A 23212-nucleotide genomic window follows, 5' to 3' on the forward strand; every position below is an offset into this window, starting at 1 on the left:
TTCGACTCGACGTCTCCTCGTAACGGCACAGTCTGAGTTGAGCAGCCCATGTTTGAACATGGGCTATCCACCTCGAACTGGGCCGCGACCGCACGGGCCGGCCGCTCGCGCTCGCTGCGCACTCACCGGTGGACTGAGTCCCGCCTCGGCGAGGGGTTCCCCACTCCCGCGCCCAGTCGTAGGCTGAGGTCATGGAGCACAGATATCTGGGAAACAGCGGACTCAAGATCTCCGAGATCACCTACGGCAACTGGCTCACGCACGGCTCGCAGGTGGAGAACGACACCGCCACGAAGTGCGTGCACGCCGCCCTCGACGCGGGCATCTCCACCTTCGACACCGCCGACGTCTATGCGAACACCGTCGCCGAACAGGTCCTCGGCGACGCGCTCAAGGGCCAAAGGCGCGAATCGCTCGAAGTCTTCACTAAGGTCTACTTCCCCACCGGACCCAAGGGACACAACGACACAGGCCTGTCGCGCAAGCACATGATGGAGTCGATCAACGGCTCGCTGCGCCGACTCGGCACCGACTACGTCGACCTCTACCAAGCCCACCGCTACGACTACGAAACCCCACTGGAAGAGACGATGCAGGCCTTCGCCGACATCGTCCGCTCCGGCAAAGCACTCTACATCGGCGTGAGCGAATGGAACGCCGACCAGCTGCGCGCCGCCCACCACCTGGCCAAGGACCTCGGCATCCAGCTCGTGTCGAACCAACCGCAGTACAACATGCTCTGGCGCGTCATCGAGGAACGGGTCGTCCCGACGTCGAGGGAACTCGGCATCTCGCAGATCGTCTGGTCCCCGATCGCGCAGGGCGCGCTGACCGGCAAATACAAGCCCGGCCAGCCGGTCCCCGCCGGATCCCGGGCAACCGATGAGGACGGCGGCGGCGCTGAATCGATCAGGAGCCGCTATCTTCACGACGACAAGCTCACGGCCGTGGCGAAGCTCGAACCGATCGCCGACGAGCTCGGAATCACGATGGCGCAGCTCGCGATCGCCTGGGTGCTCGCCAACGACAATGTCGCCACTGCCCTCGTCGGTGCCTCCCGCCCCGAGCAGATCGCCTCGAACGCCGAGGCCGCCGGGGTCGCCCTCGACGCGGACGTCCTCACTCGCATCGACGACATCCTCGGCGATCTGCCGGAGACCGACCCCAACAAGACCCAGTCGCCGTCCACCCGCCTGACCTGATCCCTCACCGAGGCGGCCGACCGTCTTGATTCCGACCGCGGTCCCTTGGTGGGGCCGCGGTCGGAATCTTCCTCACCGGCGACAAAAGCTCCTCGGTGACGGGTGTCCGTCACCCAACCGGGAGATGAACTCGACGAATCTCACACCGACCCGGGGCCGCCTCGGCGAGGGTGGTGGGTTAAACTGCATGAAGCGGTTATATAACCAAGGAATTTATTTCCGGGCGCAAAGAGGGGCCGATTCAGCACACCGCCGCGGGCGAGCTGACGCTGGAAGACGAAAAGAGACACAGACGACGAACAGGTGAGGGGATGCCATTGGCGAACGGAGACGACATTCAGAAGGAACCGTCAGAAGGCACCCCGGTCAACCGGAACCTCGTGCTTGCGGTTCTCGTCTCCGGAGCATTCGTCATCATCCTCAACCAGACGCTGCTCAACACCGCCCTGCCGGCGTTCATGCACTACTTCGACATCACCTCCGGCGCCGCACAGTGGGTGACGACAAGTTTCATGCTCGTCAACGGCATCATGATTCCGGTAACCGCGTTCCTCATCGAGAAGTTCACGACGAGGGGCTTGTTCTTCACCGCGATGGGCCTGTTCATCATCGGCACCCTCGTCTGCGCGATCGCCCCGGTCTATCCGGTGATGCTCATCGGACGCGTCATCCAAGCCTCAGCCGGCGGCATCATCATGCCGCTCATGCAGACGATTCTCTTCGCGATCTTCCCCGTAGAGAAACGCGGATCGGCTATGGGCACCTTCGGCCTCGTCATCGCCTTCGCCCCGGCCATCGGCCCCAGCCTATCCGGTTGGATCGTCGACCACCTTCCGTGGCAGACGCTGTTCTACATGATGCTGCCGATCGCGATCATCGATCTCACCGTCGCCTGTTTCCTGCTCAAGAACGTCACCGATCGCACCTTCCCCCGACTCGACGTCCTCTCGATCATCCTCTCCACCCTCGGCTTCGGCGGGCTGCTGTTCGGCTTCGGCACCGCCGGTGACGCCGGCTGGCTTAGCGCCGAGGTGCTCATCCCGCTGGTCATCGGCGCGATCACGCTGACGTTCTTCATCACCCGCCAGTTCAAGCTCGAACAGCCGATCCTCGAGTTCCGCATCCTCCGCTACCGCATGTTCACGCTCAACACCCTGCTGGGCATGTGCGTGTTCATCGTCATGGTCGGCGGCATGATGGTCCTGCCGCTGTACATGCAGAACATGAATGACTTCTCGGCCATGGAGTCGGGTCTGGTCCTGCTTCCCGGCGCCGCGGTGATGGGACTGATGTCGCCGGTGACCGGTCGCGTGTTCGACGCCGTGGGCGCCAAATGGCTCGCGATCGCCGGCTTCGTCCTGCTCACCGGAACCACGTTCCTCCTCGCGCGGCTGGAACCGGACACCTCGTTCGTCTACCTCGCCGTCGTCAACACGATCCGCATGTTCGGTGTCGCCATGGTGATGATGCCGGTGACCACGGCCGCGCTCAACCAGCTGCCCTCGCACCTCATCCCCCACGGCACTGCCCTGAACAACACGCTGCGCCAGATCGCGGCGTCGGTCGGCACCGCGGCGCTCGTGACGATCATGGTCTCGGCCGCGCGGAACCCGGAGACCTACGGCATGGCAGGCCTGGTCCACGGCGCGAACGTCGCGTTCTTCGTCGCCGCCTGCGTCGGCATCCTCGGCGTCATCGGCGCGTTCTTCATCAAGAACTCCCACGGACTCGAACCGGGGCAGAAGAAGGTCACCGGCAAGTGATTCCGGGGCACCGCAGGTGCCTCACCGCCATATAAACAGATCCGGCCCAGCCCCTCAGCGGCTCCTGTCGGCGCCCTCGACGAGGTGGCCCGCCACGATGCGCGCCTGTCTGAGTGCGTCTTCGGGCTCCACTGCTCCGCTGAGCACCAGAGTGGCGTATCCGTGGACGAGCGACCATGCCGCCACCCCGAAGTCGGAGTCCGGCCCCGATCTGGTCGTCGCCACTCCGACCGAGAGCGCCGCCCACGCCCGCTGACGGGCCGCAGTCAGTTCGCCGTCGTCATCGTGGAGCAGCCGGGGTTGGAACATCACCGTAAAGTGGGATGGGCAGGCGAGCGCGAATTCGACGTACGCGACTCCGCGGTCGATGAGTCCGCCGCCTTCGTCGACTCCGGACATCGCCTCCGCCAGGCGGTCGTATCCTTCTGTCGCCAGCGCCGTGAGCAGACCGGATTTGTCACCGAAATGATACGTCGGAGCGGCGTTGGAGACGCCGGCCCGCTTCGCCAGCGCACGCATACTCAGTTTGGCCACGCCGTCTTCGGCAATCGCCGAGGCGGTCTCCGCCAACAGGGTTCGACGCAGATCCCCATGATGATAAGTCACAGTCCGATCGTACCGGAGCAAACTTTTCATTGACAAGATGCTTGTCGGCGATCTATCTTTTCACTGTAAAGATTCGTCGCGGCCGCAAGGCCTCGCTCATCGAAGGAGCCTCTCATGGCACCCTTGCTCTTTCTCCTCATCACCACTCTCGCCGTCTACGCCGTCGGACGCTTCAACTCGGCGGCGGCCGAACATGGCCTTGGTACATGGCCGGTGGCAATCCGGTTCGGGCTGGCCGTGATGTTCATCGTCACCGGCATCTCACATTTCGTCGGCATGCGCGAGGCTCTCATCGACATGGTGCCGCCATGGCTTCCAGCACCAGCTGCGCTCGTCACCGTGACCGGGGTGCTCGAACTGCTCGGAGCCTTCGGCCTGCTGCTGCGCCCGACTCGCCCGTGGGCGGCCGGCGGGCTGGGGCTGATGCTCATCCTCATGTTCCCGGCGAATGTGCATCTGGCGCTGACCGGCGAGAATCTGCCGTGGGACGATCAGCTGGTGCCGCGCACAGTAATGCAGGCCGTCTTCCTTGCCGCGGTCCTCGCAGTGCTCATTCCGGAGATCCGGGCACAACGGGGAGCACGAAGGCAGCGCACGTCGGGCACTGTGACGACATCGGACTCTGCGGCGGGACCGTCCGGGCGCTGACGTCCCGGGCTTATTTGTAGTAGCCCTCGCGGAGGTTGATTCCGTGCTCGATCCAAACCTTGAGAGCCGAGAGCATTCCGGTCCAGCCCATGCAGTTGCCGAAGGCGCCCTGAGCTCCGCCCTCGGTGAGCTTCCAGGACTTCTCCGTGATCGTCACGAGCGTCCGCGCACCGTCATCGACGGGAGTGAACTCGAAGGTCGTTGTCGTGTCACTCTCCACGGAATCGTCGGAACCCTCCCAGCGGATGACGATCTTCTCGTCCTGGAAGTTCTCGACGACTTCGACTGGGAATCGACCCGGGAAGTCAGCGAAGTCCCATGTCACGTCGGCCCCGGCCTCCAAACGGCCGCGGGCGCCGCCGGTCGTGAAGTAATGCGAGAGCTGCTCGGGATCAGCGACCGCCTCATAGGTCTCATGAGGAGTCTTCGAGATGTAGCCGGTGACCGTGAAGGACAGCTCCTCCAATGGACGGGACTGATCGTTCTGCTCGACGGGTGTGTTCTGGGTGCTCTGCTCATCTGTCATGTGATATTTTTACCACATGTCACGGGAGTTGGGAACAGGCTCGGATGAATCCGACGATGCGGTCTTCAAGGCCCTGGCCAACCCCAACCGCCGACGCGTCCTCGACCTGCTGCGGACTCGACCGCGGACGACCGGTGAGGTCTGCGAGGCGTTTCCCGACCTCGATCGCACGACTGTGCTGCAGCATATTCGAGTGCTCGAGGGCGCTGAGCTGGTCACCGGCCGCAAGGAAGGACGCACCCGACTGCTGGCTCTGGCACCGCTCCCGATCAAACGGATCCATGATCGCTGGATCGGTGAGTACACACGTGCGGCCGTCGGACTGCTCGCGCAGCTCGATGAGGAGTCCCCGCACTGACGATCCAGCCCTGCCCTTCAACCACAGGCTCAGTCGCACCCCGCAGTCTCCGGGTCAGCAGCGCCCGCACTGACAGCTCAGCCGTGCCCGCACTGACAGCTCAGCCGTGCCCGTTGTTCCGCCTCTGCAGAGTCCGCGCGATCCACGACAGGGCACCGGTGAACAGCAGAAGCAGAGCACACACCAAGAAGGTCGACGACGACCCGAGATAGGTGAAACCGAGCCCGCCGACCACACCTGCGACGGCCAGCCCGATGTCGAAGTTCATATTCCATGCGACGCTGGCCCGGCTCGGCGAACTGACCGCGGCGAAGGCCATGACGAGACTTGCCGACTGCATGGCGCCCAATCCCAGTCCGATGACGAGCATCGAGGCGAACAGCGTCCCACCGTAGGAGACGACAGCGCAGACCAGCCCGATCGCCGTCAGGACGAGGCCCAAGATGTTGAGGGCGAACGGCGGGAAGCTGTCCGAAACGGCCCCGACGACGAAGCGTCCGATGACCGCCGAGATCTGCATCCCGGCGATGAACAGTGCCGCTACGGCGACGTCCTCGCCCGGACCGAAGCCGACGATGATCCCGAAGACGATCATGCCGACGAGGAACGGAGAGAGCATGAGGACGAGCCCGAGCGCTTCCCCCGCCCAGCGTCCTGCTTTTCGGAGGCTCCGCTTCTCGTTGCGTCCGGACCGAACCCCGACCGTCTCGTTGCCGCTCGGCGATGCTCCCGAATCGTCATTCCCACGCCGAGGCGGCCGACCGGGTACGTATTTGAGCACAGTGGGAATGGCCAGGAGGAGACAGGCGCAGACGATGATGCGGAAGGTCCAGATCGGGATCGTCTCAACCAACCACAGCCCCAGCGGAGCTCCGACGGCCGCGGCCAGGGAAGTGATCCCACCGAAGAAGCCCAGCGCCTTGCCGGTCCGTCCCGGCGCGGTCGTTCCTGGGACCGCGGCATTGGCGAGGACGACGAAGAGCCCGAACCCGACGCCTCCGCAGAGTCCGGCGAGGACGAGTGCCAACAGGGGCGGGGTGACGAAGAGTCCGAGGAGCTGGCCGAGGAACTGCAGGACTAGAGCCAGCATGAGCGAGGCCTTGAAACCGAAGACGCGACCGGCCCACGGGGCGAAGGGCTGGGCGACGATGACACCGATCATCATCGTCGTCAGCACGGACCCGCCGGTGACGGTCGACAGTCCGTCCGTCGCCGCAATCGTCACCATCGTCGAATAGCTGAAGAAGAAGGCGGAGAACCCGAACATCGCCGTCCACACCAGACCCAACAGAGCCGGGGTGTACGTCGCCTGAGACGGATGTTCGGGGTCCATAGTCCGAGGTTACGACATCGGCACTGCATCTGCCGTGCCCGCACCATCTGCCGTCCATCTGGTGCAGAAGTGTTCACCTCCACGTCAGAATGATCGCCTACCATCGGTCCATGAACTCATCGGAACTCGGCTCGGACCTCAAACGCGACGCTCCCAGTGGCACCATCGACACCGCATTCGTCCTCAAATTCGAACCGCTCTATGCCCTCACGGACCTCGAGTCGGAGATCCTCAGTGATATCGGCCCGAAGACGAAGGTCCGCGAATCGTTCAAACGCAAGCATTTCCTCAAGGTCGCCGAGTGGAAGGCCATCGGAGTTCTGCCGAGCCTCGAGGAGATCTCGTCCGATGACATCGACTTCGTCACCGGCGTCGCGCTCGACGATGACACACCCAACCGCTTCCGTCTGCCTTTGCTGCAGATGCTGCCCGGAGTGGGAATTCCGATGGCCAGCACCCTGCTCACCGTGGTCAATCCCAAGAAGTTCTCCATCATGGATTCCCGGGCGCTGACCGTTCTGCACGATTTCGCTCTCGTGCCCACGGACAATCCGGCGCAGATGGACTATCAGACCTACCGCAAACTCATGAAGTCCCTGGCCAAGGGCGCCAACTGCGCCCCGATCGACCTGTACCGGGCGCTCATCGCCTATTCGCGGCAGGAACGAGACTAAGTCTTCACCCCCACGGGGCGGATCTGCCGACAGCCAGCGGACACGATGCTCTGCCGGCGGCGTGGGAACGGAACTCTCTCAGGCGGCCAGCTCCTGCAGACGCCTCTGCCAGAACACGATCTCCTCGGTCAGTCGGGCCGGGTCGAGACCATCCGCATACTGGGTGAGCTCGTCCTCCTGCGTCGGTGACATGACTCCCGCTGCGCGCAGACGTTCGAACGGTGTGCGCGGTTCGTCGTAGATTCGCCGCTGGTCGCCGTCACCGTCATCGGCCCAGCCAGCCGGTTTGCGCGTGGGAGTGAAGTAGTTGAGCCGGTCATCGACCGCGCGCCAAAGTCCGTTGAGTGCAGACCGGGCCTCTTCGGTGTCATAGCGGCGGATATTGCCGTACTCATGGACGAGATGCTGATGCCGCGAGGCTTCCGGAAGCCGATCGCGGCGGAGATCTTTGAGCACCGGACTGAAATGGATATCCAGTCCCCGCGCCCACCGGTCGGTCGCCTCGTGGACGGTGTCATCGGCATTGCTCAGCTCGATGGCATTGACCCAGAAGGGAATCCCCTGCACCTCATCGAGCGACCACTGCAGCACGTCCACCATGGTGTCCGGAGCGTTGTCGGCGAGGCTGTGGGTGAAGACCCAACCGGTGTGCAGGCAGGAGGCGCTGATCGTGAACACACAGTTCGAGGCTCGGGTCGGTCCTGCGTGGGCGATGGTGTCGACGAGGAAGTATCCGGGTTCGTGCTCGTTCGGCCCCGAAGCGAAGTCGAGGAAGTCTTCGCTGGGACTGGTGAATCGTTTCGTCGACACTCGACGATCTCGGAAGTCCTCGGCTCGCGCGGTGCGCAGATACCGGTCGATCGACGCCGGACTGACGGCGAGCAGCTCGGACCGGACCTTGAGGCTGTAACCGTCGCGGTCGGGCACCAGGGCGCCGTGTCGCTCGGCCGCATCGAGCAGCTGCGGCATCACAGCGGCCAGGTACTTTCCACTCTGGAACCCCGACCACTCCCAGATCCGGACGAGGAGTGCTCGCGATTCGGGTGAGTATTTGCAGCACCTCGACGACGGCTGGTCGGCGGGCGGATCGTCGTAGGCATCATCTTCTCCGATGCGGAAGGCCGCCAGGCGGCGCCGCGCATGGTCACGTGACCAACCGGTGAGGATCATGACCTCGTCGAGGATCCACCCTTTGTCCTTCTTCCGTGCCGACGAATACAACTCGAGATAGTCATCGACGTCGAATTCTGCTTCAGTTGTCTCTGTGGAAGGAATGCTCTGAATATTCTGCTGATCGTGCATCAATTTTGTTAGTTCCTCCGAATTCGGGGAAGCCACTTCTTTGTTTTCGCTCTGCCCCGGAACGATTTGCATAATGCTATTCTGAGTTCAGGCAGGAGGTCTTCCTAAACGACAGAAGACGCAGAGATGTCACAGACTGCAGCACGGCTGCTCGGGTTATTGTCACTGTTGATGGTGCCCCGAACCTGGTCGGGAACCGAATTGGCAGATCGCCTGGGAGTGAGCCCGCGGACCATCCGGAACGATATCGGCACGCTCCGCGATATCGGCTATTCGATCGACGGCACACGCGGAAACGAGGGCGGATATCGTCTCTCCTCCAACGGCGTGGGCATCCCGCCGCTCATGTTCGACGCCGATGAAGCGGTGGCGGTCGCCGTCGGCCTCCACTCGGGGCTGAGCTGCATCATCGGCGGAATGGAAGAGACTTCGGCACTGGCACTGGCGAAGCTCGAGACCATTCTCCCCACCGCAGTCCGGACACGGGTGCAGAGCCTCGCGCACTTCACTGTCCCGGTCGTCGGCAATCAGCCGATGCCGATTGTCGACCCCAACCTCATCGTCACTCTCATCGACCACTGTCGCCGACACGAACGCCTGCGCTTCACGTATCTCGGTGAACCGTCCGACCGCTCACCCGGCGGCACAGGCGACTCATGCGCCACCAGCCCAGTTACAGCCGACCCAGACACCGGCGACTCTCTCCTACCGAACGACCCGAGCAGCACCTCGGCACACGAGGTCCATCTGGAAGTCGAAGCCTACCGACTCGTCAATCGTCAGCACCGCTGGCACCTGCTGGCCTTCGAACCCCAGGCTGAGGACTGGCGAGTCTTCAGCGCAGAACGCATCGTGCCGAAGACCCCGAGCGGCCGCAGCTTCACTCCACGTCCGCTGCCGGCCGACGACATCGGAGAATTCGTCGAACGACACGCCACGGAACCCAGGTGGCGGCATTCGGCCCAAGTCATCGTCGATGCACCGGCGCCCACAGTGATGAAGAAGCTCGCGTCCGCCGAAGGCACTGTCGAAGCACTCGAGGACGACCGCTGTCTCGTCACCGTCGGCGGCCAGAGCCTCACCACGATGGCCCTGGCCCTGGCGCGCTTGGACACCGACTTCACCGTCATCGACAGTCCCGACCTCCGCGAATGCCTCCACCGACTCTCGGTCCAGCTCGGTCGGGCTGCCGAGGGCCATGCGGCACCCGACCTCGCACCTTCCCGAGCGAAGAATGCGGCTCCCCGAGCAGCGAAATAGGGATAAGGTCACAACCCGACATAAAAGCCTTTGTGCGAATATGTGAAATTTCGCGGGCATGACCCGTGAGTCATGTCCATTCCTTGTCGCCCGAGAACACCGAGCGGTAACTTTCCTGGATACGTTTCAGGTATCGGTTCGCTTGATGGCGACTAATCCATTCGGGCCGCCGCCGACCACAATCCCTAATCCTCTGATCGGAGAAATGAGATGCTTCTGCCGTGCTTCGGCACAGCAACGAGTCCTCGTACCGCCATCCTCGATTCCGACGGCGGGCCGCAGTGACAGCAACAGATGACGGACGGTCGATGACGACCGGAAATCTCCGCAGCGCTGACGTCCTCGCCGAGCGCATCCGCCGCACGAACATCACCTATGCCCGCCTCTATGGGCCGCTGGTGGTGCTGGTGATCGCCGCTTCGTTCTTCCCCTACTACTCCCCCGAACCGGACAGTTCGGTCACATACGGGAACCTGTGGCAGGAAGTCCTCAGCATCGGACGGGGAGTCGACGTCTTCGCGCTCTTCGCTCTGCTGTTCACCACCGGGCTGCTGTGCCTGGCAGCGGTGGGTCGCACGACAATCGCCGTTCTGATCGCGATTCTCACCGGCGCGATCGTCATCGGCTGCACCCTTCTGCAGGCACCCGGCTATGTCAGCCCACCGGCGCTGACGATCTTCGGCATCATCGACATCTCGCTGAGCTTCCTCATCGCCGCGATCACCGTGGTGCATTCCCTGCACCTGTTCACCCTCGACCTCGGGTTCCAGCGTCGCACCGCATGAGACCAGCGCTGCCCAGCGTGAAAGCAGCATCGCACCGCGCAAGACGACGGCGCTTCACTCGGTCAACCAACCGATCTCCCCGCGGCCTGCAGCGCCGGGATGACCTCGTTGCGGGTCAGTGGCGCGAATTGGCGGATACCGGTGTCCGCGGGCAGCGGGTCGATGGGAAACCATCCGGCTTCGGCGATCTCGGCCAGATGCGCGATGTTCTCCACATCGAGTGCTGCCGGCAGACCGTCATAGCAGAACACGTCGCCGATGACACGGTGATCGGCTTCGTTAGCCGCCGCGGCAGCAAACGTGCCCAAAGCGTGCAGTCGGTGACGGTCCAGATCGAGTCCAAGCTCCTCGGCGATCTCACGGACGATGGTGTCCTCAGCGGTCTCCCCCTCTTCGGGTTTGCCGCCGGGCAGCATGAAGGAACTGGTCCCGGCCTTGCGCACCATGAGCAGTTCCCGGCGTTGCGGGTGGAGGAGGACGAGTGCGGAGACGCGGATGTCATTCATTCCGACCACACTCCGGACGCTCCTCGGCGGTGGGAATCGAGCAGGTGCGTATCGACCATGCCGATGGCCTCCATCAGCGCATACATCGTCGTCGGTCCCACGAAGCGGAACCCCTTCTTCTTCAGCGCCTTCGACAGCGCCACGGATTCCGGTCCGGTCGTCGGGATCTCGGCATTGGTGCGCGGTCGCGGGGTCTGCGCAGGCTGGAACGACCACAGGAACGCATCGAGTCCGCCGTCTTCACGCAGTTCGATTACGCGAGCGGCATTGTTGATGCAGGCTTCGATCTTGCCGCGGTGGCGGATGATCCCGGGATCGGTCAGCAGCTGCTCGATCTCGCTGTCGCCGAAGCGGGCCACGGCGTCGGGATCGAATCCGGCGAAGACCTCACGGAACCGATCCCGCTTCTTCAGAATCGTCAGCCACGACAGGCCTGCCTGGAATCCCTCGAGGCTCATCCGCTCGAACAGCCCCGCCTCGTCGTGGATGGGCAGACCCCACTCGCTGTCGTAGTAGTCCAGCAGCATCGGGTCACCGTACGCCCACGGGGTGCGGGCAAGTCCGTCGTCGCCGGTGACGGCTCCTACGGATGCGCTCGGCTGTGATTCGTCGTCCATCCTGCAACCGTATCGCGTCGCACTGACATTGCCCGCGCACCCCCACGCTCCGGCCTCCTGCGGCAACGGTCCAGCCCCGTGTCAGATGTCTCCGATAGGGTGCGGCCATGACTTCGGTGCTCCTCCTCGGCTTCGGTGCCATCGGCCGTCACGTCGCCCGGCTGCTCTCTCCCGAGCTCGAGTCCGGGGCGTTCAACCTGACCGCCCTGGTCTCGGATCGAGCCAACCACAGAGGTCGCCCGAATCACGGCGCCGAGGTGGTCGACCTCCCTACGCTCACCACCCCAGTTCACGAACCGGCCCCATCGTTGTCTGCTGCGTCATCGACGCAATCACCGTCGCCGAGGATGTTCGACCGCTTCGATGTCATCGTTGAATGCGCCGGGGTTCCCGCCGCCGCCCGATTCGGCCCCGCCGTCATCGCGGCCGGTCGCCCATTCGTGCTCACCAGTGTCGGAGCCATGGCCGATCCCGACACCCGCGCGGGTCTGCTCGCCGGACCCGGCCGCCTGCATGTGACCAATGGGGCGATCGGCGGACTCGATGTGCTCGAGGCGGCGGCTCAGGCCGATGGCCTCGACAGCGTCGAAATCAGCACCTCGAAGGAGGCGAGCGGACTCATCCGACCGTGGATGTCTGAGCCCGAAGCCGAGCGTCTGCGCGGCCTCCGCCCCGAGGACGGCCCTCTGACGGTGTTCGAGGGCAATCCCGCCGAGGCGATCGAGAAGTTCCCCGCCAATGTCAATATCGCCGTCGCCCTCGCTTGGGCCACCCGCGGACTGAGTCGTGCTGCAGCGGCCTCAGACTCAGGAGCCGGCGCGGCGTCGACCGATTCCGCACCTGAACGCACCGATGCCGACTTGCTCGGTGCCTCGTTGGAGCGGGTGCGGGTCGTGCTCCAGGCGGTCGCCGGTCAGACCCAGTCCGCCCACCGAATCCGGGCGTCCGGGTCCGCAGGGGAATTCGCCTTCGAAATCCGGTCGACACCGAGCCCGGAGAACCCTGCCACCAGCGGGCTGACGGCTCTGTCCGTCGCCCGGACCCTGCGCACCGTGACGGCAGGGTGATCACCTGGCCGCCCCCCCGAGCCCACCACGCAGCGTCCGTCGGCCTCGGCGCTTGAGATCGACGCATTCTCGGTGCGAGAAATGACGGCGCCCGGGATCTCCGACCAACAGGCCAGGGATCCCGGGCGCCGCACTCACCCGCCGGAATCAGTCATCCGGACATCGCGATTCAGTCATCGCGGTGGGTGATGTTCTCCTGGAGTTGGAGGAATTCGACGTGACGTTCGTACTGGTCGAGCACGTCATCGATGATCTGCTCCTTCGAGAAGCCCATGATGTCGTAGCCCTGACCGGTGCCGCCGTCGAGGTAGACCTCCATCCGGTAGTAGTCCTCGCCGGTTCCGCGGGGGACCATTCCGCCGAATGACGGCACACTGACCTTGTGCGGCCACACCTGATAGCGGAACGGGTATTCCCCGTCTCCGTCGACCTCGAACTGGAAGAGTTCGCCGTCGTCGACGAACACGCCTTCGGAGTCGACGCGACCGCAGCGTGACGAGATTCCGCGGCCCTCCATCTCTTCGGCCACCTCGTGGAGGGTGGGGATGAGGACCTTCTGCTCGAACTCCTCGGCACGCGCCTTGTTCGGGAAGGACAGCACCCGCCCGAGCTGACGCTGCCAAGTCTCGTGGCCGGGACCGCGGGAGCGACGGGCCAACGAGCCGGGCAGGGTCGTATCGACGCTGTCGACGCGGTTCGCCTCGACTCGCAGGGCCTTGTACAGGCCGATCATGACGAGGATAACGACGAAGGCGAAGGGCAGGCCCATGATCACCGTCGCGTTCTGCAGCGCGCCGATGCCTCCGACGAGCAGCATCGCCACCGTCAGGGCTCCGGTCGACAGGGCCCAGAAGATGCGCAGTCCGGCGCGTCCGTCTTCGGCGGGATTGCGCAGGTTCGACGACAGGTTCGCCATGACCAGGGCCGCGGAGTCCGCTGTGGTGACGTAGAACAGCAGCGCCGTGATCGTGGCCAGAGCGGCGATGAAGGCGAAGGCCGGGTAGCGTGAGAGCAGGTCGTAGAACCCGCCCTCAGGACTGAGCATGACCGACTCACCGAACTTCTTGTCTCCGCTGCGGATGATGTCCAGGGCCGAGTTTCCGTAGATCGAGATCCACATGAAGATGTAGATGAACGGAATCGTCAGGGTGCCCAGCACGAACTGGCGGATGGTGCGTCCGCGGGAGATGCGGGCGAGGAAGAGTCCGACGAACGACGCGAAGGCGATCCACCAAGCCCAGAAGAACAGGGTCCAGTCGGTCATCCATGTTCCGGTGTCTTCGAAGGCGAAGGTCTGTCCTGCCATGTTCGGAAACAGGCGGACGAAGTCCGTGACATTGAGGACGAAGGCGTTGAGCAGGAACTTCGTGTTTCCGGCCACGAGCACCCAGAGGCTCAAAGCGATCGCGAGGACGACGTTGAGGATGGAGAGGAACTTGATTCCCTTGTCCACACCTGAGACTGCCGAGAGCGTGGCGACACCGACTCCGACGACGACGATGCCGACCTGGGTGCCGACGCCGATGGGTATTCCGAGGACAGTGTTGAGGCCGACGTTGACCATGACGACGCCGATGCCCAACGAGGTGGCCACACCGAAGATCGTGCCCAGCAGGGCGGCGAGGTCGACCGTCTCACCCAGAGCACCATGGACGCGCTTGCCGAAGATCGGGGCCAGCGCCGAGCGGATCGCCAGCGGCATATTCATCCGGTAGGCGAAGTAGGCCAGGGCCATACCCATGAGTGCGTAGAGTCCCCAGCCGCTCAGACCGTAGTGAAAGAGCGCCCACACAGTGGATTCGCGGGCCGCGTCCACAGTTTCGGCTTCGGTGCTCGGCGGGGTGAGGTACATCGTGACCGGTTCGGCCACGGCGAAGAACATGAGGTCGGTGCTGATGCCGGCGGCGAAGAGCATGGACGCCCAGGCGACGAGGCCGAATTCGGGTTTCGAGTGTTCGGGGCCGAGCTTCGTGTTTCCGTAGCGGGAGGCCGCCAAGTAGATGACGAAGACGAGAACAGCGAGGACGAGGAGGACGTAGAACCAGCCGAACCAATCGGAGGTCCAGCCGACGACTGCACCGAGGACCGTCTCGGCGTTGGTCGGTGAGATGAGGGCCCATACGGTGATGGCGAGCGCCACCAGTGCTGCCGCCAGGAACACCTTCTTATTCACTGGAGGCAGCGACGGCTTCACCTTGCCCTTCGCCTCTCCCTTCGGTTCACCCGGCGGGGTGTCGACTGATGCTGACATGGTTGTGCTCCTTATCCGGACGCTGTTGCGTCGTGGCATCGGACCCGGTCGAACAGGGTGCTCAACCGAGCATGATCAACGGCTGTTGCTTCAAGAATTTCCGTCATCGCCGATCCCCCGGATCCCCGGGGACGGCCAACAACGGAGGTTACCACATAGACACTTCCGGTCACTTATCCTGTGATGCCACGCGAATCTGCAGATCAGCGACTCACCCTCGCCGAGGTGGGGCTTCACCGACCGGGTCATCGTCGGTCAAGTCCCAACCGCCTCGGCGGAACGTTCATCGAGTCTCAGAGGGAGACGAGGAGCAGCGCGGCAGCCATCACCACCCCTGAGCCGAGGAATGTGATGACGGTGTAGCCGAGGATGTCGCGCATCTTCAGCCCGGCGATCGCGAGCACCGGCAGCGCCCAGAAGGGCTGGAGCATGTTCGTCCACTGGTCGCCGTAGGACACGGCCATGATCGCGATCGACGGGTCGACGCCGAGTTGGTTGGCCGCGTCGAGCATGATCGGGCCCTGCACGGCGAACTGTCCGCCGCCGGAAGGCACGAAGAAGTTGACGAGTCCGGCCGAGAGCAGCGCAAGGACGCCGAAGGTCGTGGTGTTCGAGATCGAGACGAAGGCATCGGAGAACACGGCGATGAGTCCGGTCGAGGACATGATGCCGAGGATTCCGGCGTAGAGCGGGAACTGCAGGAGGATCTCGCCGACGTTCGACGCCGCCTCCTTCGTCAGGTGGATGAGCTCGAACGGGTTGCGCACGAGCAGGAGGATGAGCGCGAGGAACGACCAATTGACGATGTCGAGCGTCAGTCCCCCGCCTTGGGCGAAGTGGATGATGAGATAGGCGACGAGAGCGAGCCCGACGACCAGAGTAAGGATGCGTGAGGCGTCGATCCGGTCGGCCGGTGTGACGACCTCCTCGTCGACCTCGCTCTGCCCCTCCGAACTCACCGCGGCGGGGAGTTCGTAGACGGTGGCGCCGGCCTTGGGTGCGACGAGTAAGAAGAGGAGCGCGCAGACGATGATGACGCCGGCGATGGCCAGCAGGTTCCAGCCGGCGAAGATCGTCTCCGACACCGGGACCGTCTTCCCGCCGAGGGATTCGGAGAGGAAGGAGTCCGGAGTGGCCGCGGTCAGCGGACCCGATCCCGAATACCCCATGTGCCAGACGACGAATCCGGAGTAGCCGGCGGCGACGAGCAGCGGGAAGTGGACCTTGATTCCGCGTTCGCGTGACTGCACGGCGATCTCACGGGCGAGCAGGGCGCCGACGACGAGACCGAGGCCCCAGGTGATGAGGCTGGCGAGGGCGGCGACGACGAAGACGAAGACATAGGCGAAGGTGGCGTTTCCGGGAACGCGAGCGAGCCAGGCCAGCAGCTTCCGCACGGGTCCGGTGTTGGCGAGGATGTGGCCGAGCAGGAGGATCAGGCACATCTGCGTCATGAACTCGAGCAGACCGGCCAGACCCTCACCCCAGCCGGTGACGACGTCCGTGGGTCCGGCGTCGGTGAAGATGAACGCTAGGACGGCGACGATGAGGGTGAGGACGATGGCGAAGGTCAGGGCCGAGGGAATCCACTGTTCGAGGAATCGGTTGACCGGCCGCATGATCCCTTTTGAGGCTGCGGCGTTGACCTGGGTCGACGGCTTCGGTGCCGACATGGGAAGACCTCCCGCTGAGAATTATGAGAATTGGCTGTGCGTGGTCTCAGCATACAATCAGGGCGCTGTCCCTGTAAGAGACAGCGCCCTGAGCGCGATCACAACCCGGTCACGATCGGAACCCGGATTCTCGGGCTCCGCGCGTACCGATCAGTCCTGTTTGTACACGAGCTGCTTGTTGACGAACTCGTCCATCGCCAGCGGACCGAGTTCCCGGCCGACACCGGAGCGCTTGACTCCGCCGAAGGGCAGGAATTCGCGGCTGCCCTCCGGAGCGTTGAGGAAGACCATGCCGGAGTCGATCTGGTCGCCGACGCGTTCGGCACGGGCGATGTCGGTGGAGAACACGGCGGCGCCCAGGCCGAAGGGGGTGTCGTTGGCGAGCTCGACGGCTTCTTCCTCGCTGCTGACCTTGTAGACGATGACGGCGGGTCCGAAGAGCTCTTCGTAGTATCCGCGCATGCCCTTCTGCACATCGGTGAGGACGACGGGTTCGACGTAGGCTCCGCCGCCGTCGTACTTCTTACCGCCGGCCAGCAGGGTCGCGCCCTCACTGACGGTGTCCTGGACCTGCTCGACGAAGCGGTCGGCGGCGGCGACCGACGACAGCGGGGACAGTCGGGAGCCTTCCTCGCCGGGAACGGCGGGGGTGTTCTTCTTGGCCGCCTCGGTGATGGAGGAGACGAAGTCGTCGTAGATGTCGTCCATGACGATCATCCGCTTGGGCGAGTTGCAGGCCTGGCCGGTGTTGCCCATGCGGGTGTTGAAGAACGTCTTCGCGGACTTCTGGACGTCGTCCGTGTCGAGCAGGATGTACGGGTCGGATCCGCCGAGTTCGAGCACGACCTTCTTGAGGTTCTTTCCGGCCTCGGCAGCGACGGCGGCACCGGCGCGTTCGGATCCGGTCAGGGACACTCCGTGGTTGCGCGGGTCGGGCAGGATGATGTCGGCGACCTGCTCGTTGCTGGCGTAGATGTTGATGTACGCACCTTCGGGCAGGCCTGCCTCGATGAAGATCTCTTCCATGATCTGTGCCGAGCGGGGGCACTGCGGGGCGTGCTTGAGCAGGATCGTGTTGCCCAGGGCCAGGTTCGGGGCGGCGAAGCGGGCGACCTGGTAGTAGGGGAAGTTCCACGGCATGATGCCCAGCAGCGAGCCGACGGGCTTGCGGCGGATCATGGCGGTGGCGTCCTTGGGTCCGCGCAGGGGTTCGTCGGCCATGAAGGCTTCGGCGTTGTCGGCGAAGTACTTGTAGATCATCGAGCTCAGCTGGACCTCGCCCTTGCCCTCGGGCACGGACTTGCCCATTTCGAGCTTGATGACTTCGGCGAGCTCCTCGGCGCGCTCGGCGTAGATCTCGGACACGCGCGTGAGGATGGCGGCGCGCTCGGCGACCGTGGTCCGGCTCCACTCGTCGAATGTCGTCGCCGAACGATCGAGGGCGGCGAGGATCTCGGCATCGGTGGCGGTGGGGAATTCTTCGGCGACTTGGCCGGTCGCCGGGTCGGTGACGCGATACATGGTGGTCATGGCTGTCCTCTTTCACTTCGACGGGGTTGAGGCGATCACCGATGGTGTGATCGCAGGTCCAACCCCCACGCTATGGCCGAACCCCGGCGTCGGCAACGGCGGTCTCACCTCCTGGGCAGATTCCCAGCCACCACCGAGGCGGCCGACCCGACCGGCTGCGTGTCCAGGGACACCGCCGGTCGAGGCCGTTCCGCCGGTCGGGCCTGACCCGCCGGTCGGGCCTGTTCCGCCCGTCGGGCCTGTTCCGCCGGTCGGGTTCGTCCCGATCCCTCAGCCGGTGACGCCGGTGAGTTCGTTCGGTGCGTGCGGCAGCGATTTCTCGGCCATCACCTCACCGGATTCGAGATCGACGATGTGGATCGACTTCTCCGCCGGATCGCTGACGTAGGCGACCTCGCCCTGGACGAAGAGCGTCGGGCGGGCCTTCTGCCACTCGACGGGCTCTTCCCATTCGTCGATGACCGGGTACTCCTCCGTCACCGAGGCGGTCGCGGGGTCGATGATCTTCAGCTTCCCATCCGTGGACAGGACGACGCCCTCCCCTTCTGGTCCGCGGCCCAGTGACCGGAAGCTGTAGGAGGCGCCGAGGTCGACGAGCGAGAGCTTGCCTGTCTTCGTATCCGTGACGCTCACCCGTTCGGGACGTTCGAGCTCGGCATCTTCGTCGACCTTGTAATCGCCGAGGATGTACTGCGATTCGTCGCTTCCGGACTGGTTGCCGATGCGACCGAAGGAGTCGGGAGCGTCGATCTTCTCGAACTTCCCCTCCTTGTACAGCAGGATTCCGTCCTCGCAGCCGAGCGCGATGACCTCGTCCTTCGCAGCGGCTTCGCCGTGGACTCCGGGGCACTCGTCGCTGCTCGCGATCTCTTTGCCGGAGCTGTCGACGACTTTCGCACCCGAGCGTTCGTCCTCGGTTCCGACGGTGTGCAGCATCGACCCGTCAGCAAGTTTCACGGCGACACCGTGGTGGGGTTCGTCGACCTCGGCGACCTGGGGCTTCGGGGCGCCGTCGGAGAAGTCCTCGGTGTCGAAGGTCTGGATCTTGCCGTCGCCGTCACCGAAGAGCACGGTGGCCTCGCCGTGGTTGACGACGTGTCCGGGCAGTTCGGTGTTGAAGACGGTGTCGGTGAGCTGCGGGTCGGCGGCGTAGCTGTGGGTGTGGTCGCCGTGGGGCTGGGTCCAGACTCCGGCGTCGAAGAGGCGGAAGCCTTCGGCGACGGAGACCATGAGGTGGCGGCCGTCACCGACGGGATTGAGGCGGTTGAAGCCTTCGAGCTTCGTATCGTCGATGACGTCGAGAGTCGTCGCATCGAGAGTGAGGATCCCGCCGTCGTAGGTTGTCACGAGCCGCGGCTGGGCGGCGGCGAGCTCCTGGGCGTGCCCTGTGTCCTCCTTGTCGTCTGCGGCGCCTGCGGTCTTCTTGTCCGAACTGCCCGCGTCATAGTCGGTGGCGTCGTCGCCGGCTTGGCAGCCGGTGAGCAGCAGTGCAGAGGCGACCACCGCCGATCCGAGCATCGTGTGGTGTCGTTTCATTATTCGCACTCTCTAGTTAGTGAGACTCGTTATCATTAGCAGGTCGATACTAACCCGATGAGGGACAGATATGCGAAATGAGGTCGCCGTCGGCGACGAAGGGAGACCCGGCGGGCCAGCGAGGACCAAGGGCCGGCCCGACTATGACATGAGTCACTGTTACGGTAGTGCCATGGCCAGTGTGACTGAACTCGTGAAGCGCTACTACACCACCGTCGATGCCGGAGATGCGGACGCCACCTCGGTGCTGTTCGCCGCGGACGCCAGCTATGATCGGCCAGGCTATCCGACGATGGTCGGCCGGCAGATCACCGACTTCTACCATGGCGAACGCGTCATCGAGTCCGGTGCGCATTCGCTGCAGGAGATCCTCGTCGACGGTGATCGCGCTTCCAGTCGCGGTGTCTTCAGCGGTCGTCTCAAGGACGGCTCAGAGGCCTCGGTGGGCTTCGCGGACTTCTTCCTCTTCGACACCGAGGGCCTCATCGCCGAACGCACCACGTACTTCTACCAAGCAGCGGTCTGAGCCGCTGCGGCTGATCACATCGTGTTGACGATCAGTCCGATGTGTGTGTAGAAGTTCATCGCGCCGAAGAGGACGAACACGATTCCGGTGATCGTCCAGACCACGCCGGTCACGGAGATCGCAGCTCCACCGACTTGCGCGTCGACCGGGGTGCTCAGCACCTTGCGCACCGCGAAGGGGAACAGCACCGCTCCGAGACCGACCAGGGCGAAGAGCAGTGACATGAATGTGGCTTCGATGACCGGGTAGTCAGCAAAGGCACCGGAGATCGGCTCCTGCGGCGGAGCGGCGAAGAGCTGGTAGACCGTTCCCGCGAGTGCGATGGCGAAGAGGGCGAGTCCGAGCGCGGCGATGAAGATCGACAGCGGCTTCACCGTGCTTGCCGCCATCCCCAGCGGATCGGCATCGGCCTTGAGGTCGGCCCCGCGCTTCCACAGATACCAGGCAGCAGCGAGCATGAGCACGCCGAAGGCGAGGCTCGTCTCACCGAAGATGACGTTGTCGAAGGCGAATCCGCCCGCTGCCAGCGGCCAGGTCAGCGTCATGTGCAGACCGGTCAGGGTGAGGATGAGTCCCAGCACGCCGAAGATCAGCGCCCATCCGTCGGTGCTGAGCGCGTGTCTGCCTCCACGCCATTTCGATCCTGCGCTGTCACCGACTCCGGCCGTCCCTCCGGCACGGCGCAGTTCCCGGTAGAACAGGACGACGGCGAGCAGTCCGGCGCCGACCGCCACTGACATGATCGTGTTGTAGGTGGGCATCGTGGCCCAATCGATCATTCCCGGCGACTCGACGCCGGTGAAGAATCCGCCCATGGTGATTTCCTCCTGAGGTGATCGCATTGCGGCATCCGGGGCAGGTTGCCCCGAAGCCCCAATGCACTTGCTCTTATGACAACGCTGAGAATCACCTCAAAGATTCCTTATTCGTCCTGGTGAGAGTGTCTGACTCGTCACCAATACGGGCCAACGGTCACCACGTGGGCAGACGTCTCAGTGCCACTGACCGCGGGCCTCGAGCACCGCCTTCTGGATCCGATCGCGGACGGCCGCTGCCTGTGGGGTCGGGGTCTGGCCATAAGCGTCTTCGACCTGTTCGAAGACGTCTTCCATGCCTGCGGGATCGATATCGACCGGCAGGTCCTCGATGGCGGCGAAGGCCGGTCCGATATGGTCCATGAAACCCCGGATCCCGGCCTCTCCCCCGCCGAAGTGCATGCCTTCGAACTGGCCGATGGCCGACCAGCGCAGACCCAGCGAATTCTTCATCACCGTGTCGAGCCCCTCGGCAGTGACGACGCCGTTCTGCACGAGCGAGATCGCCTCTTTCATCAGCGCGTTCTGCAGCCTGTTGCCGACGAATCCGCGGATCTCGCGCCCCAGCACCACCGGTTCGCGCCCGCAGCTGCGGTAGAACTCGACCGCGGCCTCCACGGTCTCCTGGGAGGTCTGCGGCGACGGCACGACCTCGACGAGAGGCATGAGGTGCGGTGGATTGAACGGATGGCCGACGATGACGCGGGAGGCCGCGGACTCGGGCAGTGCGGCCGCGATCGTTGAGGCCGGGATCGTCGACGACGATGTGGCGAACACGGCCCCGGCCGGAGCCGCCTCGGCGATCTGAGCGAACAGCACGGGCTTCGATTCCGGATCCTCGGGACCGGATTCCTGGACGAAGACGACACCTGCCACCGCGGCCTCGACGGATTCGGCGAGTTCCACGGTGCCGACTTCAGAGGCCAACTCATCTTCGGCGGAGGCATCAGCGGTGACGTCGGCCTGTAAGCCGGCGACCACCTCGGCGAGGTCGGGACGCGGGTCGAAGACCCGCACCGTGTACCCGCTGCGGGCGAAGAGGAAGGCGAACGATCGGCCGATGGTTCCGGCGCCGATGACGGCGACTGTTGAGCTCATGCGACCAGGCTATACCCGCCCCACCTGCTCGAGCGGCGGAGTTCACTGGGGCGTGCGAGGGCATTCACCCAAGCGTGCGGCGGCAGACACCGGCCCGTTCGCCGTAGTCGAATCGTTGCCGTGTGCCTCCCGCCGAGGTCGCGTCCTGGTGGCACAATGTCACCATGAGCGCGAACCCAGAACTGAGAACAGTGGACTCGGAGATCATCGCCCTGGCGGAGGACGAATACGCCGCCGCGGCCGAGACCGCACGCATCGAGGTGCGCGAGATCCACACCGCCGACGAGGCGGCCAAGGCCTCACTGCTGCTCGACGAAGTCTGGAACGTTGACGAGACCGGCACGAACGTGTTCGAACCCAGCCTCATCATCGCCTTCGCCCACGCCGGCAACTATGTCTCCGCTGCGTACAGCGTCGACGAACCCGACGAGATGATCGGTGTGACCATCGGCTTCTTCGGCCAGCCTCTGGGTTCGGTCATGCATTCGCATATCGCCGGAGTCCGCCATCAGATCATCGGCCGCGGGGCCGGATCCGCGATGAAGCTGCACCAGCGTCTGTGGTGCCTCAACCTCGGCATCACCGAGATGACCTGGACTTTCGACCCGCTCATCGCCCGCAATGCGTACTTCAACTTCCAGCGTCTGGGCGTCGGCATGGTCGAATACCTCGAGGACTTCTACGGGCAGATGCGCGATGGGGTGAACTCCGGCCAGGCCAGCGACCGGATGATGGTGTCCTGGCCGCTCGACCGTCCGGCACGCGCCTCGGTCGTCGATCCCGGATCGGCGTTCCCCTGCCTGCGCGCCGATGACGACGGGGAGCCGCTGCTGAGCGAGGTTCCGAAGGAGACCGAGTTCGTCTCGCTGGATTTCCCCTCCGACATCGAGGACCTGCGCGGACAGGATGCCGATCTCGCCAGCCGCTGGCGACTGGCGCTGCGCACGGCGCTGACCGGGCTCGTCGGCGACGGCTGGGTCGTCGACACCTGCCTCAAGGGCGGCACCTACCTCCTCCACCACCCCTGAGCGTTCACCTTCGCTGCCCGTTCGCCCGGCGCGGCGAGCCTGCTCGCACTGCCGGCAGCTGTCCCGTTCACCTCGGCGTCACCTGATACGTGTTCACTGAGGTGTTCA

22 protein-coding genes are annotated in these 23212 nt (G+C 64.4%); 10 read left to right on the forward strand and 12 right to left on the reverse strand.

Annotated features, from left to right (window positions below; all coding sequences use genetic code 11):
* Window positions 1-191: 191 nt before the first annotated feature.
* A complete protein-coding gene (locus tag HK108_RS04660) occupies window positions 192-1202 on the forward strand; it encodes an aldo/keto reductase family protein (RefSeq protein ID WP_181270690.1) in 1011 nt (336 codons plus the stop codon).
* A gap of 311 nt (window positions 1203-1513) precedes the next feature.
* Complete coding sequence (locus HK108_RS04665) at window positions 1514-2965, forward strand: MDR family MFS transporter (RefSeq protein WP_181270691.1); 1452 nt, start codon at window positions 1514-1516, stop codon at window positions 2963-2965.
* Window positions 2966-3019: 54 nt separating this feature from the next.
* Here the strand turns inward: HK108_RS04665 and HK108_RS04670 are convergent, their stop codons facing one another.
* The gene (locus HK108_RS04670; protein WP_139468213.1) at window positions 3020-3571 is read right to left on the reverse strand and encodes a TetR/AcrR family transcriptional regulator; all 552 of its coding nucleotides are present in this window, start codon (window positions 3569-3571) and stop codon (window positions 3020-3022) included.
* 114 nt (window positions 3572-3685) lie between these two features.
* On the opposite strand from HK108_RS04670, the gene HK108_RS04675 reads away from it, so the two are divergent.
* Complete coding sequence (locus HK108_RS04675; protein ID WP_139468212.1) at window positions 3686-4219, forward strand: DoxX family protein; 534 nt, start codon at window positions 3686-3688, stop codon at window positions 4217-4219.
* A 10-nt stretch (window positions 4220-4229) separates the two neighbouring features.
* Here HK108_RS04675 and HK108_RS04680 read toward each other — a convergent pair whose 3' ends face one another.
* The gene (locus tag HK108_RS04680) at window positions 4230-4745 is read right to left on the reverse strand and encodes an SRPBCC domain-containing protein (protein ID WP_139468211.1); all 516 of its coding nucleotides are present in this window, start codon (window positions 4743-4745) and stop codon (window positions 4230-4232) included.
* A gap of 16 nt (window positions 4746-4761) precedes the next feature.
* Here HK108_RS04680 and HK108_RS04685 point away from each other — a divergent pair, with 16 nt between their 5' ends.
* Entirely contained in the window at window positions 4762-5103 is a 342-nt protein-coding gene (locus HK108_RS04685) for an ArsR/SmtB family transcription factor (RefSeq protein WP_181270692.1), read from the forward strand.
* A gap of 100 nt (window positions 5104-5203) precedes the next feature.
* On the opposite strand, the gene HK108_RS04690 is transcribed toward HK108_RS04685, so the two are convergent.
* Window positions 5204-6436: an MFS transporter gene (locus tag HK108_RS04690; protein WP_181270693.1), complete on the reverse strand. Its 1233-nt coding sequence runs from the start codon at window positions 6434-6436 to the stop codon at window positions 5204-5206.
* A gap of 110 nt (window positions 6437-6546) precedes the next feature.
* Here HK108_RS04690 and HK108_RS04695 point away from each other — a divergent pair, with 110 nt between their 5' ends.
* Window positions 6547-7110, forward strand: coding sequence for a hypothetical protein (locus tag HK108_RS04695; RefSeq protein ID WP_181270694.1), 564 nt, complete (start codon window positions 6547-6549; stop codon window positions 7108-7110).
* 78 nt (window positions 7111-7188) lie between these two features.
* Here the strand turns inward: HK108_RS04695 and HK108_RS04700 are convergent, their stop codons facing one another.
* The gene (locus tag HK108_RS04700) at window positions 7189-8412 is read right to left on the reverse strand and encodes an integrase (protein ID WP_181270695.1); all 1224 of its coding nucleotides are present in this window, start codon (window positions 8410-8412) and stop codon (window positions 7189-7191) included.
* 126 nt (window positions 8413-8538) lie between these two features.
* Between HK108_RS04700 and HK108_RS04705 the strand changes: the two genes are divergently transcribed.
* Together HK108_RS04705 and HK108_RS04710 are read left to right on the forward strand one after the other, a co-directional pair.
* Entirely contained in the window at window positions 8539-9672 is a 1134-nt protein-coding gene (locus HK108_RS04705) for a helix-turn-helix transcriptional regulator (RefSeq protein WP_139468206.1), read from the forward strand.
* Between the two features lie 281 nt (window positions 9673-9953).
* Window positions 9954-10457 (forward strand): hypothetical protein, encoded by a 504-nt coding sequence (locus HK108_RS04710; protein ID WP_181270696.1) that lies wholly within the window; start codon window positions 9954-9956, stop codon window positions 10455-10457.
* 62 nt (window positions 10458-10519) lie between these two features.
* Here HK108_RS04710 and HK108_RS04715 read toward each other — a convergent pair whose 3' ends face one another.
* Together HK108_RS04715 and HK108_RS04720 are read right to left on the reverse strand one after the other, a co-directional pair.
* A complete protein-coding gene (locus HK108_RS04715; protein ID WP_139468204.1) occupies window positions 10520-10963 on the reverse strand; it encodes an NUDIX hydrolase in 444 nt (147 codons plus the stop codon).
* Window positions 10960-11580: a DNA-3-methyladenine glycosylase I gene (locus HK108_RS04720; protein ID WP_181270697.1), complete on the reverse strand. Its 621-nt coding sequence runs from the start codon at window positions 11578-11580 to the stop codon at window positions 10960-10962. The genes HK108_RS04715 and HK108_RS04720 overlap by 4 nt, the downstream gene beginning before the upstream one ends.
* A 107-nt stretch (window positions 11581-11687) precedes the next feature.
* On the opposite strand from HK108_RS04720, the gene HK108_RS04725 reads away from it, so the two are divergent.
* Complete coding sequence (locus tag HK108_RS04725; protein ID WP_181270698.1) at window positions 11688-12647, forward strand: aspartate dehydrogenase domain-containing protein; 960 nt, start codon at window positions 11688-11690, stop codon at window positions 12645-12647.
* Window positions 12648-12816: 169 nt separating this feature from the next.
* Here HK108_RS04725 and betT read toward each other — a convergent pair whose 3' ends face one another.
* The 4 genes from betT to aztD form a co-directional block, all read right to left on the reverse strand.
* Window positions 12817-14898, reverse strand: coding sequence for a choline BCCT transporter BetT (gene betT, locus HK108_RS04730; protein ID WP_181270699.1), 2082 nt, complete (start codon window positions 14896-14898; stop codon window positions 12817-12819).
* A gap of 293 nt (window positions 14899-15191) precedes the next feature.
* Window positions 15192-16571: a short-chain fatty acid transporter gene (locus HK108_RS04735; protein ID WP_181270700.1), complete on the reverse strand. Its 1380-nt coding sequence runs from the start codon at window positions 16569-16571 to the stop codon at window positions 15192-15194.
* A 150-nt stretch (window positions 16572-16721) separates the two neighbouring features.
* Window positions 16722-18101, reverse strand: coding sequence for an NAD-dependent succinate-semialdehyde dehydrogenase (locus HK108_RS04740; protein ID WP_181270701.1), 1380 nt, complete (start codon window positions 18099-18101; stop codon window positions 16722-16724).
* Window positions 18102-18371: 270 nt separating this feature from the next.
* The gene (gene aztD / locus HK108_RS04745) at window positions 18372-19637 is read right to left on the reverse strand and encodes a zinc metallochaperone AztD (RefSeq protein ID WP_181270702.1); all 1266 of its coding nucleotides are present in this window, start codon (window positions 19635-19637) and stop codon (window positions 18372-18374) included.
* 172 nt (window positions 19638-19809) lie between these two features.
* Here aztD and HK108_RS04750 point away from each other — a divergent pair, with 172 nt between their 5' ends.
* Window positions 19810-20163 carry a nuclear transport factor 2 family protein gene (locus HK108_RS04750; protein WP_139468197.1) on the forward strand — a complete coding sequence of 118 codons (354 nt, stop codon included), beginning with the start codon at window positions 19810-19812 and terminating at the stop codon, window positions 20161-20163.
* Between the two features lie 14 nt (window positions 20164-20177).
* Here the strand turns inward: HK108_RS04750 and HK108_RS04755 are convergent, their stop codons facing one another.
* Window positions 20178-21005, reverse strand: a complete 828-nt coding sequence (locus tag HK108_RS04755) for a DUF981 family protein (RefSeq protein ID WP_229663988.1) — start codon at window positions 21003-21005, stop codon at window positions 20178-20180.
* Window positions 21006-21155: 150 nt separating this feature from the next.
* The gene (locus HK108_RS04760; protein ID WP_181270703.1) at window positions 21156-22076 is read right to left on the reverse strand and encodes a 3-hydroxyacyl-CoA dehydrogenase NAD-binding domain-containing protein; all 921 of its coding nucleotides are present in this window, start codon (window positions 22074-22076) and stop codon (window positions 21156-21158) included.
* Between the two features lie 164 nt (window positions 22077-22240).
* Between HK108_RS04760 and HK108_RS04765 the strand changes: the two genes are divergently transcribed.
* Window positions 22241-23104 (forward strand): hypothetical protein, encoded by an 864-nt coding sequence (locus HK108_RS04765; RefSeq protein WP_139468195.1) that lies wholly within the window; start codon window positions 22241-22243, stop codon window positions 23102-23104.
* The last annotated feature ends 108 nt before the right edge of the window (window positions 23105-23212 follow it).

It is taken from the genome of Brevibacterium sediminis (genome assembly GCF_013623905.1).
Lineage (GTDB): Bacteria > Actinomycetota > Actinomycetes > Actinomycetales > Brevibacteriaceae > Brevibacterium > Brevibacterium sediminis.